This window comes from Stenotrophomonas sp. GD03930 (assembly GCF_029839665.1).
Lineage (GTDB): Bacteria > Pseudomonadota > Gammaproteobacteria > Xanthomonadales > Xanthomonadaceae > Stenotrophomonas > Stenotrophomonas forensis.
The window spans coordinates 110,169-124,364 of the sequence record NZ_JAOCAV010000002.1 but is presented as its reverse complement, the minus strand read 5'-3'; the positions used below and the strand labels follow the sequence as shown (position 1 = coordinate 124,364).

At 66.5% G+C, this 14,196-nt stretch carries 11 protein-coding genes; 4 read left to right on the top strand and 7 right to left on the bottom strand.

The features are described from left to right. Positions 1-118 precede the first annotated feature (118 nt). The 3 genes from N5C18_RS11310 to N5C18_RS11300 all read left to right on the top strand — a co-directional run bounded on the left by N5C18_RS11310 (position 119) and on the right by N5C18_RS11300 (position 4,009). On the top strand, positions 119-667 hold the full coding sequence (locus tag N5C18_RS11310) for a YaeQ family protein (RefSeq protein ID WP_053449505.1): 549 nt from the start codon (positions 119-121) through the stop codon (positions 665-667). Next, entirely contained in the window at positions 664-1,848 is a 1,185-nt protein-coding gene (locus tag N5C18_RS11305) for an NAD(P)/FAD-dependent oxidoreductase (protein ID WP_008265205.1), read from the top strand. Before N5C18_RS11310 ends, N5C18_RS11305 begins: the two co-directional genes overlap by 4 nt. A gap of 91 nt (positions 1,849-1,939) precedes the next feature. Continuing rightward, positions 1,940-4,009 carry an EAL domain-containing protein gene (locus N5C18_RS11300; RefSeq protein ID WP_040009725.1) on the top strand — a complete coding sequence of 690 codons (2,070 nt, stop codon included), beginning with the start codon at positions 1,940-1,942 and terminating at the stop codon, positions 4,007-4,009. Between the two features lie 71 nt (positions 4,010-4,080). On the opposite strand, the gene fabV is transcribed toward N5C18_RS11300, so the two are convergent. From fabV to N5C18_RS11270, 6 genes are all read right to left on the bottom strand, one after another. Continuing rightward, positions 4,081-5,340 carry an enoyl-ACP reductase FabV gene (fabV, locus tag N5C18_RS11295; RefSeq protein ID WP_164242436.1) on the bottom strand — a complete coding sequence of 420 codons (1,260 nt, stop codon included), beginning with the start codon at positions 5,338-5,340 and terminating at the stop codon, positions 4,081-4,083. Positions 5,341-6,037: 697 nt separating this feature from the next. Further along, positions 6,038-7,018, bottom strand: a complete 981-nt coding sequence (secF, locus tag N5C18_RS11290; RefSeq protein ID WP_053512183.1) for a protein translocase subunit SecF — start codon at positions 7,016-7,018, stop codon at positions 6,038-6,040. Positions 7,019-7,033: 15 nt separating this feature from the next. After that, positions 7,034-8,890 carry a protein translocase subunit SecD gene (secD, locus tag N5C18_RS11285; RefSeq protein WP_164242437.1) on the bottom strand — a complete coding sequence of 619 codons (1,857 nt, stop codon included), beginning with the start codon at positions 8,888-8,890 and terminating at the stop codon, positions 7,034-7,036. Between the two features lie 61 nt (positions 8,891-8,951). Beyond that, positions 8,952-9,296 (bottom strand): preprotein translocase subunit YajC, encoded by a 345-nt coding sequence (gene yajC / locus N5C18_RS11280; RefSeq protein ID WP_006434333.1) that lies wholly within the window; start codon positions 9,294-9,296, stop codon positions 8,952-8,954. Positions 9,297-9,429: 133 nt separating this feature from the next. Then, positions 9,430-10,560 carry a tRNA guanosine(34) transglycosylase Tgt gene (tgt, locus tag N5C18_RS11275; protein ID WP_279944614.1) on the bottom strand — a complete coding sequence of 377 codons (1,131 nt, stop codon included), beginning with the start codon at positions 10,558-10,560 and terminating at the stop codon, positions 9,430-9,432. A gap of 79 nt (positions 10,561-10,639) precedes the next feature. Continuing rightward, complete coding sequence (locus N5C18_RS11270; protein ID WP_279944613.1) at positions 10,640-11,737, bottom strand: alpha/beta hydrolase; 1,098 nt, start codon at positions 11,735-11,737, stop codon at positions 10,640-10,642. Positions 11,738-11,958: 221 nt separating this feature from the next. Here N5C18_RS11270 and N5C18_RS11265 point away from each other — a divergent pair, with 221 nt between their 5' ends. Beyond that, the gene (locus N5C18_RS11265; protein ID WP_279944612.1) at positions 11,959-12,924 is read left to right on the top strand and encodes a hypothetical protein; all 966 of its coding nucleotides are present in this window, start codon (positions 11,959-11,961) and stop codon (positions 12,922-12,924) included. Positions 12,925-12,937: 13 nt separating this feature from the next. Here N5C18_RS11265 and queA read toward each other — a convergent pair whose 3' ends face one another. Further along, positions 12,938-14,005 (bottom strand): tRNA preQ1(34) S-adenosylmethionine ribosyltransferase-isomerase QueA, encoded by a 1,068-nt coding sequence (gene queA / locus N5C18_RS11260; RefSeq protein ID WP_053512025.1) that lies wholly within the window; start codon positions 14,003-14,005, stop codon positions 12,938-12,940. Positions 14,006-14,196: the final 191 nt, after the last annotated feature.

Here is a 14,196-nt window from a genome sequence, read left to right as displayed (position 1 = left end):
CATTCCTGCGGCGGACAAGGACGGCAAGCGTGCCACGTTGACGCCCTGCCGACAGCCCGGCAACGGACACCCCAGGAGCAAACCTCTATCATTGTCCTCTTTAGTCCACGGATCCCCCATGGCTCTTACCGCCACCATCCGCAAGGCCGAACTGCAGATCAGCGACATGGATCGCGGCTACTACGCGACCCATAACCTGACCCTGGCCCAGCACCCGTCCGAAACCGACGAGCGCCTGATGGTGCGCCTGCTCGCCTTCGCCCTCAACGCCGGTGATCGCCTCGAATTCGGCCGCGGCCTGAGCACCGATGACGAGCCCGACCTGTGGGAACACGACTACACCGGCGACATCCTGCAGTGGATCGACCTGGGCCATCCGGACGAATCGCGCATCCGCAAGGCCAGCAACCGCAGCCGCCAGGTGCAGGTGGTGAACTACGGTGGCAACGCCTCCGAGATCTGGTGGACCAAGCAGGGCAAGGGACTGGCGCGTTTCGACAACCTGTCGGTGGTCGACCTCGACGGTGCCTTCGTCGAGCAGTGGGGCCAGCAGATCCAGCGTGCGATGCGCTTCAGCGTGCTGATCCAGGATGGCGAAGTGCAGATTCTCAACGACCAGATCCAGCTCGACATCATCCCGAACTGGCGCAAGCGCGCCAAGGCATGAGCACGATCCGCTGCGATGTAGTGGTCATCGGCGCCGGCGCGGCCGGGCTGATGACTGCGATCACCGCCGGCCAGCGCGGCCGCCAGGTGCAGGTGATCGACCATGCCAACAAGATCGGCAAGAAGATCCTGATGTCTGGCGGTGGCCGCTGCAACTTCACCAACACCGGCACCACCCCGGCCAACTTCCTGTCGGCCAACCCGCACTTCTGCAAGTCGGCGCTGGCCCGCTACACGCCCTGGCATTTCATCGAGCTGGTCAGCAAGCACGGCATCGCCTACCACGAGAAGGAGCTGGGCCAGCTGTTCTGCGATGTCTCGTCCAAGCAGATCGTGAAGATGCTGGTGGACGAATGCCAGGCGGCTGGCGTGCAGGTCCGTACCGACTGCAGCGTGCAGCGCATCGAGCACGGCAGCGACGGCTTCCGCGTACACACCAGCCACGGCCTGTTCCATTGCGCCTCGCTGGTGGTCGCCACCGGCGGGCTGTCGATTCCCAGCATGGGTGCCACCGGTTTCGGCTATGAGATCGCACGCCAGTTCGGCCACGCGGTGCTGCCGACCCGCGCCGGGCTGGTGCCGCTGACGCTCAGCGGCAAGCACCAGGAACGGCTGGCCGAGCTCAGCGGTGTCGCCCTGCCGATCGAGGCGCGCTGCAACGGAAAGAGCTTCCAGAACTTCATGCTGCTGACCCATCGCGGCGTGAGCGGCCCGGCGATCCTGCAGATTTCGTCCTTCTGGCAACCCGGCGACGCGCTGGAACTGGACCTGCTGCCCGGCCAGGATGCGGGTGAGTGGCTGCGCCAGATGAAGCGCGAGCGGCCGGCCGCCGAGCTGCGCACGGTGCTGGGCGAGGTACTGCCCAAGCGGCTTGCGCAGCGCCTGTGCGAACACTGGCTGCCCGACCGCCCGGTGCGCCAGCTGGACGAGCCGGTGCTGCGCCAGGCCGCGCAGCTGCTGGGCGCGTTCCCGTTGGTGGCCAGCGGCACCGAAGGCTATCGCACCGCCGAGGTCACCCTGGGCGGCGTGGACACCGCCGAGGTTTCGTCCTCGACGATGGAATCCAGGCGCGTGCCCGGCCTGCACTTCGTTGGCGAGGTACTGGACGTGACCGGCTGGCTGGGCGGGTACAACTTCCAGTGGGCCTGGGCCAGCGGCCACGCGGCCGGCGGCGTGGTGTGAACCACATCGCCGTTCGATGCGCGCAAGGGGGGCGCGCATGGACGGTTCGGCGCGCATCGTGTATCTAGATTTGCAGATTGGGGAGCAGTGCATGCAGAACGCGAACGACATCACCATCCGCCTGCTGATCGTCGATGACAGCGGCGAGAATGCCGAAGCCATCGTCAGCGCCCTGCGCAACAGTGGCATCGCGGTGCGCCCGTGGCGCCCGCAGGATGCGGCCGAGCTGGCCCAGGTGCTGGACAGCCAGGCCATCGACCTGGTGCTGGCCTCGCCGTCGCCGGGCATTCCACTGCCGCTGGTGGCCCAGCACATCGCCGCCAGCGGCAAGGATATTCCGCTGGTGCTGCTGGCCGAGCGCATCGATGAGGACGAGCTGGTGCAGGCCAGCAGCCATGGCATCCGCGCCCTCGCCCTGCGCCAGCGCCCCGAGCATCTGCTGGCCGTGGTCCGCGACCAGTGGGTGGACCTGCAGGCCCGCCGTGGCCTGCGCCGCATCGAGGCACAGATGCGCGAAACCGAGCGCCGCTGCGACGCGCTGATCGCCTCCTCGCGCGACCCCATCGCCTATGTGCATGAAGGCATGCACATCCGGGCCAACGACGCCTATCTGGAGATGTTCGGCTACGAGCATTTCGACGACATCGAAGGCATTTCGCTGCTCGACATGGTCGCCGCGCAGCATGTGGAAGGCTTCAAGCAGCTGCTGAAAGGCCTCAGCCGTGGCGAAGCGCCGCCGCCGCAGTACCAGCTCGACGCCCGTCACGAAGATGGCAGCGCGTTCCCGGCAACGATGGAATTCACGGCGGCGACCTACGAGGGCGAATCCTGCCTGCAGGTGGTGCTCCGCCGCCGCATGGAATTCGATCCGGAGCTGGCACGCGAAGTTGAAGACCTGCGCCAGCGTGACCAGGTCACCGGCCTGCTCAACCGCCCGACCTTCATGCTGCAGCTGGAAAGCGCGGTGGCCCAGGCCGGTCGCAGCGAAGGCCAGTTCGGCCTGCTGTTGATCGAACCGGACCATTACGCACGCCTGCTGCCGGACATCGGCCTGGCCTCGGCCGACGCGCTGATCGGCGCGCTCGCCGCCCTGCTGGCCGAGGTGGTCGGCGAGGACGCGCAGCTGGCCCGCTTCGGCGAACACAACTTCGCCGTGCTGCAGGCTGGGCCCTATGCGCAGACCGTTGCGCTGGCCGAGCGCATCCGCGAAGCCTATGCCGCGCATGTCTTCAGCATCGGCGCACGCTCGGCCACGGTGACGGTCAGCATCGGCGGCGTGCAGGTGGGCGAGAAGATCGCCAGCATCGGCCAGGTGCTGGCACGTGCCAGCGAATGCACGCAGGCCGCTGCCGAGCTGGGCAATACCTGCCGCATCTTCGACCCCGCCGCTGCCGACCGCGTGGAGGAAGAGCGCGTGCTGCGCTGGGTGGCACGCATCCGCGAAGCGCTGGCCGGCGACGGCTTCCAGCTGCACTACCAGCCGGTGCTGAATCTGCAGGGCGAGCCACTGGAACTGTACGAGGCCTACCTGCGCCTGGAGCACAACGGCGAGCTGCTGAGCCCGACCGCGTTCCTGGGCATTGCCGAGGAGCACGGGCTGCTGGCCGACATCAACCGCTGGGTGGTTTCGCGGGCCATCGCGGTGCTGGGCCAACGTGCGCGCGAAGGCCATGCCACCCAGGTGCTGGTGAAGGTCACCCCGGAATCGTTCGACGATCCGCAGATGATCGCCACCCTGCGCCGCGAGCTGCAGGCACAGGGCGTGCCGGGCGAACGGCTGTGGCTGCACGCACCGGAAGCGAAGGTGTTCACCCATCTGCGCAGCGCGCAGCAGTTCCTTGCCGAGGTCGCGCCCCTGGGCTGCCGCATCGGCCTGGAGCAGTTCGGTTCGGGGCTGGATTCGTTCCAGTTGCTGGCCCACTTCCAGCCGCAGTTCCTCAAGCTGGACCGCGGTTTCACCAGCGATCTGGCCGCCACCCGCGAGAACATCGACCGCATCAGCCAGATCACCGCGCGTGCGCAGGAAGCCGGTATCCGCACCATCGCCGAGTTCGTCAGCGACGCCAATTCGATGACCCTGCTGTTCAGTGCCGGCGTGGACTATGTGCAGGGCGACTTCGTCGGCCCGGCCTTGCCGGAGATGGGGTTCGAGTTTGGTTGACCCACGGGGCTGCCGGCCAGCGGCCGGCACTACCCAACGAAAAGGCCGGCTTTCGCCGGCCTTTTCATTGATCAGGTCATGTCGACCAGATTCTCGATCCTGACGTCCGGATTGACGTCGGCTTCGTAGTCGACGCCGTCCACGCCGAAACCGAACAGGCGCAGGAAGTCGGCCTTGTAGCCGGCCAGGTCGCTGATCTCGTACAGGTTCTCGTTGGTCACCTGCGGCCACAGCGCAACCACCTTGCGCTGCACGTCCGCGGCCATTTCCTTGTAGTCGGCACGCAGGCGGCCTTCCTCATCGACCAGCGCGACGGTGTGGCCATCGGCATCGACCAGGTCGTGGCGCAGGCGATCGACCGCCACGCCGTCAGCCCTGCCGCCGTAGAGGATGTCGTACAGCACGTCCAGCTGCTCGATGCAGCCTTCATGGGTGCCCTTTTCCTTCATCACCTTGAACAGCAGCGACAGGTACAGCGGCATGGTCGGAATGGCCGAGCTGGCCTGGGTGACCACGGCCTTCAGCACCGACACGCGCGCATCGCCACCGATCTTTGCCAGCTTCTCGCGCAGGCCCAGCACCTTGGTGTCCAGGTCCTTCTTGGCGGCACCGATCGAGCCATTCCAGTAGATGGCCTGGGTGATCTCTTCGCCCACGTAGGTGAAGGCGGTGGTGGTGCAGCCGTTGGCCAGCACACCGGCATCGGCCAGCGCATCGATCCACATCTGCCAGTCTTCACCACCCATGACCGCGACGGTGCCGGCGATTTCTTCGGCGGTAGCCGGCTGCAGGTGGGTCTCGGTCAGCACTTCCTTGTCGGTATCCAGGCCACGCAGCGTGATCGGCTCACCGATCGGCTTCAGCGTGGAGCTGATGATTTCACCGGTCTTCGGGTGCTTGCGGCGCGGTGCAGCCAGGCTGTAGACCACCTGGTCGACCTGGCCAAGATCGGCCTTGATCATCTCGATGGCCTTGGCCTTCACCTCATCGGAGAAGGCATCGCCGTTGATGCTCTTGGCGTACAGGCCGGCTTCGTCGGCGTACTTGTGGAACGCGGCCGAGTTGTACCAGCCGGCGGTGCCGGGCTTGGACTCGCTGCCCGGACGTTCGAAGAAGATGCCCAGGGTCGCCGCGCCGCTACCGAACGCAGCGGTGATGCGCGCAGCCAGGCCGTAGCCAGTGGACGCGCCGATCACCAGCACGCGCTTGGGGCCGTTCTGGATCGGCGGGCGCGCACGGATGTAGTCGATCTGCTGCTTGACCGCGGCCTCGCAGCCGGTCGGGTGGGTGGTGACGCAGATGAAGCCGCGGACGCGCGGTTTGATGACCATGGATACCTCGGGTTGGCAGATGCGGCGCACGGGGCGCTCAGCAGGAATACGGGTGCGCGCCTGCGCGCGCGAACCGCAGGATCGTAGTGCGCGAGGGAAGATTGCACAACCGACGCTGGCGTAGGGTGGTTCTCTTTTCGCAGGGCTTGCAGCCCTGCACCGGCTGCAATCAACGTCAACGTCAAAGGCCGGCTATCCGGGGGTTGGCGCGGCGGGTCCGGTTGAGGGGGACGCCGTGAACCCGTCCATGGGGGCTTGGTCGCGGCATCCATGCCGCTCACACCCCCTCAACCGGACCCACCCCGCCTTCGACAGACTTCCGCAATCTGTCGGAACGGCACCCAGCTCTGGTAGGTGTCGACCTTGGTCGACACGGGTGAATTCATTCGATATCTGACAGATGTGTCGACCAAGGTCGACACCTACCGACAGCGCGCGGTCCAACAGCCGCGTGAATCTGTCAGAGGTGGGGCGGTGTCGGAGTGCGGGGTGTCAGCCGCATGGATGCGGCTGCCAAGCCCCCAGGGATGGGTTCACGGCGTCCCCGCACTCCGACACCGCCCCGCCACCCCACGGAATGCCCGCTGTTGCTGTTGCCGGCCAGCGGCCGGCACTACCGCAGGTGCAGGGCTGCAAGCCCTGCCAACAAAAAACCCCGCTTGCGCGGGGTTCTCTGTGTGCTGCGCGCCGCAGGTGATTACGGGCGACGGGCCAGAGCCTCGACGTCCTTCGCCTTCGGCAGCAGGTCCTGCTTGCTGACGCGCAGGAAGCCGATCGTCAGCATCGGCACCGCCACCAGGATCGAGGACAGCACCACGATCACCGCACCGATCATGTGCGTCTCGGCCAGGCCTTCCATCGAGCTGCCGCCGTACATGTACAGGGCAAGTGCCGACAGGAAGAACATCACCGCGGTGATCACCGTACGCGACAGCGTCTGGTTGATCGAACGGTTCAGCACTTCCATCGAGTCCACGCGCAGGCTGCGGAAGTTCTCGCGGACGCGGTCGAACACCACGATGATGTCGTTGATTGCAAAGCCCATCACCGACAGCAGGCCGGCCAGCACGGTCAGGTCGAACTCACGGCCCAGCAGGGACACGTAAGCCACCGTCACGATCAGGTCGAACATCGCCACGATGCTGGCGGTGACCGCGAACTTCCATTCGAAGCGCACCGCGATGTAGATCAGGAAGCCGGCCAGCATGAAGATGGTGGCGTACAGGCCATTCATCGCCAGGTCCTTGCCGATCTGCGGGCCAACGAACTCGTTGCGCAGCACGGTGGCCTGGTTGTCGGCGGTGGACAGTGCCTTCACCACGGCCGCGGCGGTGGCCTTGTCCTCGGCAGCGGCGTCGCCGGTACCCGGGGCATGCTCGCCGTGCGGGGCCAAGCGGATCAGCAGGTCGGTGTTGCCACCGACACTCTGCACCTGCGCGCCGTCAAAGCCGCTTTCCTCGAGCTTGGTACGCACCTGCTCGACGTCCACCGCCTTGTCGAAGCGGGCTTCGATCAGCGTGCCGCCGGTGAAGTCCAGCGCATAGTTGAAGCCCTTGAAGCCGATGATGGCGACCGAGGCCAGGAACACCACGATGGTGACCGCCATGGCGACATGGCGCCAGCGCATGAAGTCGATCTTGGTGTCGTTCGGGAGGATGTGCAGCGGAAACAGTTTCATGTGCGTGTCGTCCCGTCAGATGGCCACGTTCTGGAGCTTCTTGCGGCTGCCGTAGATCAGCGTCGCCAGCGCACGCGACACGGTGATCGCGGTGAACATGGAGGCGAAAATACCGATGATCATGGTCAGCGCGAAGCCCTTCAGCGGACCGGTACCGAATGCGAACAACGCCACACCGACGATCAGGCCGGTCAGGTTGGCGTCGAGGATGGTGCCCGAGGCACGCTCGTAACCGGTCACGATCGCGGTCTTGCCCGGCACGCCGGCACGCAGTTCTTCACGGATACGCTCGTTGATCAACACGTTGGCGTCCACCGACAGGCCGACCGACAACGCCAGGCCGGCGAAGCCCGGCAGGGTCATGGTCGCGCCGAACATCGACATCACCGCCACCACGATCAGCAGGTTGAACAGCATCGCGATCGAGGTGATCACGCCGAACATGCGGTAGTAGATGCTGAAGAACACCAGGGTGAACAGGAACGCGAACACCACTGCGCGCATACCGTTCTTGACGTTCTCGGCGCCCAGGCTCGGGCCGACCACGCGCTCTTCGACGAAGTCCATCGGCGCCGCCAGCGAGCCGGACTTCAGCAGCTTGGCCAGGTCTTCGGCTTCCTTCTTCTGCAGGCCGGTGGTCTGGAAGTTCTTGCCGAACACGCCGTTGATGTTGGCCACCGAGATCACTTCCTCGTTGACCTTGAAGCCACGCACTTCCTGGCCGTCGACGACGGTCACGGTCGGCACGCGCTCGGTGTAGACCACCGCCATCGGCTTGTTCACGTTGGCGCTGGTGAAGTCGAACATGCGCTGGCCGCCGACATTGTTCAGCGTGACGCTGACCGCCGGCGAGCCACTGTTCGAATCGGTCACCGCCTGCGCGCCGACCATCTGGTCGCCGGTGACAATCACGCGCTTGTTCAGCAGCACCGGGCCACCGCCATCACGGCGCTGGTAGACCTTCGCTTCCGGCGGGATGCGGCCGGAGGCGATCGCGTCCTGTGCGTTGCCATCAACCACCGCACGGTATTCAAGGGTGGCGGTGGCGCCGATCATGCGCTTGGCTTCGGCGGTGTCCTGCACGCCCGGCAGCTGCACGACCACGCGGTCGGCACCCTGGCGCTGGATGATCGGCTCGGCCACGCCGAGCTGGTTCACGCGGTTGCGCAGGGTGTTGATGTTCTGCTCGATGGCACCGTTGGCGATCTGGGTGATCTCGGCCTCGGGGATGGTCACCGTGATGCGGCTGCCGCTGACGTCGTAACCGAGGGTCGGCTGCGCCTTGACCAGCGCGGTACGGGCGAGCTGTGCCGCGTCATCACCGGCCGACGGGCTCAGGTTGGCCACGATGCTGTTGTCGGCACGACGCTCCACCGACTGGTAGGCGATGCGAGCGTCACGCAGCGTGCTGCGCACGTCTTCGGTGTAGGCGTCCAGGCGCTTGTCCAGGGCGGCCTTCTGGTCGACCTGCAGCACAAAGTGCACACCGCCCTGCAGGTCCAGGCCCAGCACCATCGGGCGACCGCCGAGGTTGGCCAGCCAGTCCGGCACGGTCGAGGCCAGGTTCAGCGCCACGGTGTACTGCTCGCCGATGGTGTCACGCAGGGCGTCGCTGGCAGCGGACTGCGCCTTCAGGTCCGGCAGGCGGACGATCAGGCTCTCCCCTTCCTTCTCGGCGCCAATGGTGGTGATACCGGCCTTGTTCAGGTCGGCCAGCACGCGGTCGCGCAGCGCATCGTCGACCTGCCCGCCACGGTTGGCGGTGATCTGGATGGCCGGGTCCTTCTGGTAGATGTTGGGCAGCGCGTACAGCGCGCTGAGCGCCAGTACGATCAGGATGACGACGTACTTCCAGCGTGGAAATTCGAGCATTGCTTGGGTCCCGCGCGGCGCCATCCCCGGCGCCGCGGTTGTGCTTCGGAAAGGGAGTGGCTTACTGGGCCGACTTCAGGGTACCGGCCGGCAGCACGTTGCCGACAGCGCCCTTCTGCACGCGGATGCGCACGTTGTCAGCCACTTCGATGGTGATGAAGTTGTCGCCGATGTCGGTGACGATGCCGGCGATGCCGCCGTTGGTCAGCACTTCGTCGCCACGCTTGATCTTCTCCAGCATGGCCTTGTGCTCCTTCTGCCGCTTCATCTGCGGGCGGATCATCAGGAAGTACATGATGGCGATCAGGATGATCGGGAACAGCAGCGTGGTCAGGCCCATGCCCTGCGGTTGGCCGCCGGCGGCCTGGGCGTGGGCGGCGGGAATCAGGAAAGCAAGCAGGTTCATCGTTGGTCCTTTGGTTGGGCGGCGCTCCGGCCCGTTCACGGGCACGGCGTGTCGACCGCGGATCTGGGTCAGCCTTGAAGTATGCCACGGCCCCGGGCGTTCGTCCTTGGGCCGTTTGGCAGGGGGTGTCCGGTTACAGGGCCGGCGCGACCGCCCCCCGTGCCGCGTAGAAGGACTCACGGAAGGCCAGGAAGGTTCCCGCCTCGATCGCCGCACGGATGTCGGCCATCAGCTTTTCGTAATAGAACAGGTTGTGCAGGGTGCCCAGCATCGGCGCCAGCATCTCGTTGCAGCGGTCCAGGTGGCGCAGGTAGGAGCGGGTGTAACCGCCGCTGCAGGCCACGCAGCCGCAGCCCGGCTCGATCGGGTCCATGTCGCGCGCGTACTGGGAGTTGCGGATGCGGACGGTGCCGAACGAGGTGAAATAGTGGCCGTTGCGGGCGTTGCGGGTCGGCATCACGCAATCGAACATGTCCACGCCGCGTGCAACGCCCTCGACCAGATCCTCCGGCCGGCCCACGCCCATCAGGTAGCGCGGGCGGTCGCCCGGCAGTTCCGGGTCCAGGTGATCCAGCATGGCATTGCGCTCGTGCTCCGGTTCGCCCACGGCCAGGCCGCCGATGGCGTAGCCGTCGAAGCCGATCGCCTGCAGGGCCTCGGCCGAGCGGCTGCGCAGGTCGGTGTGCACGCCGCCCTGGACGATGCCGAACAGGGCCGCGTCGTTGCCCAGCTCGTCATGCGCGTTGCGGCTGCGCTGGGCCCAGCGCAGGCTCAGCTCCATCGAGCGACGGGCCACATCTTCGGTGGCCGGGTACGGGGTGCACTCGTCGAAGATCATCACCACGTCCGAATCGAGCACCTTCTGGATCTTCATGCTCTCTTCCGGGCCCAGGAATACCCGGGCACCGTCGGTCGGCGAGGCGAAAGTGACACCCTGCTCGGTGATCTTGCGGCGGTGGGCCAGCGAGAACACCTGGAAACCACCCGAATCGGTCAGGATCGGGCCATCCCAGCGGCAGAAACCGTGCAGGCCGCCGTGGTCGGCGATGATGTCCAGGCCCGGGCGCAGGTACAGGTGGAAGGTGTTGCCGAGGATGATCTCGGCGCCCAGTGCGCGCACCTGGTCCGGCAGGATGCCCTTGACCGAGCCATAGGTTCCCACCGGCATGAAGGCCGGCGTTTCCACCGTGCCACGCGGGAAGGTCAGGCGGCCACGGCGGGCACGGCCGTCGCGGGTCTTGAGCTGGAACTGCAGTCGGGACATGGAGCGGTCATTCAGGCAAATAGTCGCCCATTGTCTCCCAAAACCGGGCGCCGACGAACCCGTGACCTGTCTGCGCCGTTCAGCGCACTGCCCGCTGGCGCCAACGCTGCGCCAGCAGGTCGGCCAAGGCCTCGGCCTGGATCGAATTCAGGATGTCGTTATGGTTGGCCGAGACGCTGTCCTCGCCGGCAATCACCCATACCGGCCGCTGCTGCATCGGCACGCAGCCCTGGCCGGGTACGCTGACCGCGTGCAGCACGAAGCGGCCATCGGCCAGGGTCGCGGTACAGGCATCCGCGGGCGAGGGTCGACAGGCATCCCCTGCAGCGCAGACCCTGGCACGGTGGGTCTGCCGCTGGCGGTCAAAGCCGATCGGGGTATCGCGGAAGGCGATCCGGTAGCCCAAGCCCACCGCCTTGTCGCCCTGCGCCTGCAGCACCGTGACCTTGCGATGCTGGCGCAAAGCGTCTGCTGCCGTGATCGAGACCGCGCCGCTGAACGCCGGCGATGCCGCCCACGCTGCGACCAGCGCCTGCTCGACCGCATCGAATTCGCCTTCGGCCACCGCCGGGTTGAGCATGAAGTACTCGAAGCCGTGCAACTGCTCCTGCGCCAGCCCGCTCTTGATCGCATGGAACAGCGCCGAGCCGCCAAAGCTGTGGCCGATCATGTAGACCGTACGCTCGGGGTGCTGCTCGCGCAGCATCGTCACCACCTGCGCCAGCCCACCCTCACCAACGGTTATAGACGCGTTCTTCCGGTCCCATACGGTCAGGAAGTCGCTTGGCTCCCAGGCCAGCGGGGTGTCGATGGAATCGCCCCGCCAGCCCACGTACAGCCCCCTGACCGGCGTTCCGGCCTTGGCCTCGACGCTGGCAAGGAACCGGTCAAAATCGGTGAAATTGCTGTCTGTGGGCGATGCGTTGTGGTGCCAGCCGTTGATGAATACCACCACGGGCAGCCCGGCCGGCTCGACCGCCAGCCAGTGCTGCAGGCGGTCGAACTGGCCCGGCCAATGGAACCGCCCTGCATCATCGATCTCGATCACCATGCGCTCGCTGCGCGCCGGTGCGTCGAGTCGCACGGCCTCGTGCTCGGGCCAGTAGGCGATATCGGGCACGCTGGTACAGGACGAAAGACCACACACGATCAGGCACAGGCCGGCAATCCGCCGCATGAGCGTTCTCCTTGGTGGGGCACAGGCCCCTCCCCGGGGTCTGCGCGCTGCGATCCTAGCCTGCGGTCACGGGCACTGGACGACCGCCTGTCGGAAGGTCCAGACTGCCGCTGCGACGTATCGAACCGGGGGGAACGATGCTGCACCCAGCACTGCGGGCCGGCTGCCTGATTCTGGCCGCTGCCCTGGCCTGCGCGCCCTGCGCGGCCTTCGAACTGCAGATGGTGACCCGTGCCCAAGCCAAGGATCTGCGCACCAGGCTGGACCAGCTTGGCGTTCGCGGCGTCTCGTTGCAGATGATCCTGGATAGCGGCTACGAGCCCGTGCACGAGCGCATCATGCTGATGTCGTACGGCTGCCCCGGCCAACCATCCTGCGCGGCCCATTCCGAGCGCGGCCATGTCAGCATGGGGCTGCAATGGAACGACAATCCCCCGGATGTGCCCTCCCTTGGCGCCTGCCAGGGGAAGGTAGTGATGCTGCCGCACCGGAGCGGGAACTGCTGGCTGGCTCATATGCTGGAGGCCAAGCGCAATCCCGATGCCGGTTACGGCGAAGCGTCACTGATGGCGCAGCGCTCGCACTACGGCGACATGCAGTTCCTGCACGCCATGGCGAGCGCGCCCGGCGAAGCGGCGTCGACCACGCTGGAACACATGATGGCCTGGGCCGAGTACAGCTACCGCCTCTCCTTGCGCGGAGGCCTGGAGCAGTTGGACGTGGAGGCACCGGTACGTCAGTTCGCCGGCCTGGCGCCCTGGTTCCAGGCCGAAAAGCGCCACTGGACGGGGGCCGACCTTTTCATGTTCGGCCACGAGTACGACGAACCACTGATACGCGACATGGCGTTCGGCTCCCTGCTGCATCTGCTGCAGGATTCCTACTCGCAGAGTCATGTCCAGCGCGACTACACTGCCGATGGCTTACCCATCGAACGCCTGTTGACCTATCGCGGGCAGTCCAGCCACTGCCACGCCAAGGCCGATCGCAAGGGCCCGGAGGGAAAGAAGCCGCTGGCGACCAACCTGCGCGCGGCAATCGAGATGGGTCGCGAGCTGATCGCACTCCGCGAACGCACTGCGCCGTGGACGGAGGCCGAAGGCCTGCTACGTGGCAGCGCCTTCCGCCTCGCGGCGGACGTGCAGCCAGCCGGCACCGGGGCGTTCACCAGCAAGAACTGCAAGTAGCAGGCGCAGCGCCTCAACCCGCCTGCGGGAACAGCAGCATCGCGTCGCCGTAGCTGAAGAAGCGGTAGCGCTGCTCGATCGCGTGCTGGTAAGCCTCGAACACGCGGTCCTTGCCGGCGAACGCGGAAATCATCATCAGCAGGGTGCTTTCCGGCAGGTGGAAATTGGTCACCATCGCGTCGACGCTGCGGATGCGGTAGCCAGGGGTGATGAAGATCTGGGTCTCGCCGGCGAACGGCAGCAGCTCGCCATCGCGCATCGCGCTTTCCAGCGCACGCACCACCGTGGTGCCGACACCAATCACCCGGCCGCCAGCCGCGCGCGTGCGCCGCACCTGCTGCACCAGTTCGGCACCGACATTCAGCCACTCGCGGTGCATCACGTGGTCCTTCAGGTCATCGGCACGCACCGGCTGGAAGGTGCCCGCGCCCACGTGCAGGGTGACGTGGCCGAAGTCCACGCCCTTCTCCTTCAGCGCGGCCAGCAGCGGTTCGTCGAAATGCAGGCCGGCGGTCGGCGCGGCCACCGCGCCCACTTCACGCGCGAACACGGTCTGGTAGCGCTCGCGGTCGTCCACGCCGGGCTCGCGCTGGATGTACGGCGGCAACGGCAGGCGGCCGGCGTGCAGCAGCCACTGCTCCAGTGACTCGGGCACATGGAACTGCAGCACGTAGAACTCGCCGTCGCGGCCCAGCACCTCGGCTTCGCCGCCGGCATCCAGCGCGATGCGGCTGCCGGCCTTCGGCGACTTGCTGGCACCCACCTGCGCACGCGCCTGCTGGCCGCCGAGCAGGCGCTCGATCAGGATCTCCACGCGGCCACCGCTGGCCTTCTGCCCGAACAGGCGGGCCGGAATCACCCGGGTGTCGTTGAACACCAGCAGGTCGCCCGGCTGCAGCTGTGACGGCAGGTCACGCACCTGCAGGTCGGTGAAGCCTGCCGGGGCGGGTGGCACCAGCAGCAGGCGGCTGGCGGAACGTTCGGCCAGGGGCGCCTGCGCGATCAGTTCGGCCGGCAGGTCGTAGTTGAAATCGGACTTCTTCAAGGCAGTGGGCGGCAACAGGTCGACAATGGCGCGCATTGTACGTCCAGCGTCTGCGAGCCGGCGCGCTTCGCGGCGAACGTCGTGCAAAATGCTGCTATGCAGCAGGTTTCTGCGGGGTTATCGCGCAAAAAAACAAGTGCTAGCATCGAGCCGGAAGTCCGCTGCACGAGCCTGCCCCCAAGCGCGCGTGATGACGCGCGTTTTGCTTTTGAAGACCCGTGCGACCC

What these genes read in the sequence shown, in the direction of transcription:
- N5C18_RS11265 (WP_279944612.1), top strand. Translation starts at nt 11,959, where the DNA reads ATGGTGACCCGTGCCCAAGCCAAGGATCTGCGCACCAGGCTGGACCAG.
- fabV (WP_164242436.1), bottom strand. Translation starts at nt 5,340, where the DNA reads ATGGTCATCAAACCGCGCGTCCGCGGCTTCATCTGCGTCACCACCCAC.
- secF (WP_053512183.1), bottom strand. Translation starts at nt 7,018, where the DNA reads ATGAAACTGTTTCCGCTGCACATCCTCCCGAACGACACCAAGATCGAC.
- tgt (WP_279944614.1), bottom strand. Translation starts at nt 10,560, where the DNA reads ATGTCCCGACTGCAGTTCCAGCTCAAGACCCGCGACGGCCGTGCCCGC.
- yajC (WP_006434333.1), bottom strand. Translation starts at nt 9,296, where the DNA reads ATGAACCTGCTTGCTTTCCTGATTCCCGCCGCCCACGCCCAGGCCGCC.
- N5C18_RS11300 (WP_040009725.1), top strand. Translation starts at nt 1,940, where the DNA reads ATGCAGAACGCGAACGACATCACCATCCGCCTGCTGATCGTCGATGAC.
- queA (WP_053512025.1), bottom strand. Translation starts at nt 14,005, where the DNA reads ATGCGCGCCATTGTCGACCTGTTGCCGCCCACTGCCTTGAAGAAGTCC.
- N5C18_RS11270 (WP_279944613.1), bottom strand. Translation starts at nt 11,737, where the DNA reads ATGCGGCGGATTGCCGGCCTGTGCCTGATCGTGTGTGGTCTTTCGTCC.
- N5C18_RS11310 (WP_053449505.1), top strand. Translation starts at nt 119, where the DNA reads ATGGCTCTTACCGCCACCATCCGCAAGGCCGAACTGCAGATCAGCGAC.
- secD (WP_164242437.1), bottom strand. Translation starts at nt 8,890, where the DNA reads ATGCTCGAATTTCCACGCTGGAAGTACGTCGTCATCCTGATCGTACTG.
- N5C18_RS11305 (WP_008265205.1), top strand. Translation starts at nt 664, where the DNA reads ATGAGCACGATCCGCTGCGATGTAGTGGTCATCGGCGCCGGCGCGGCC.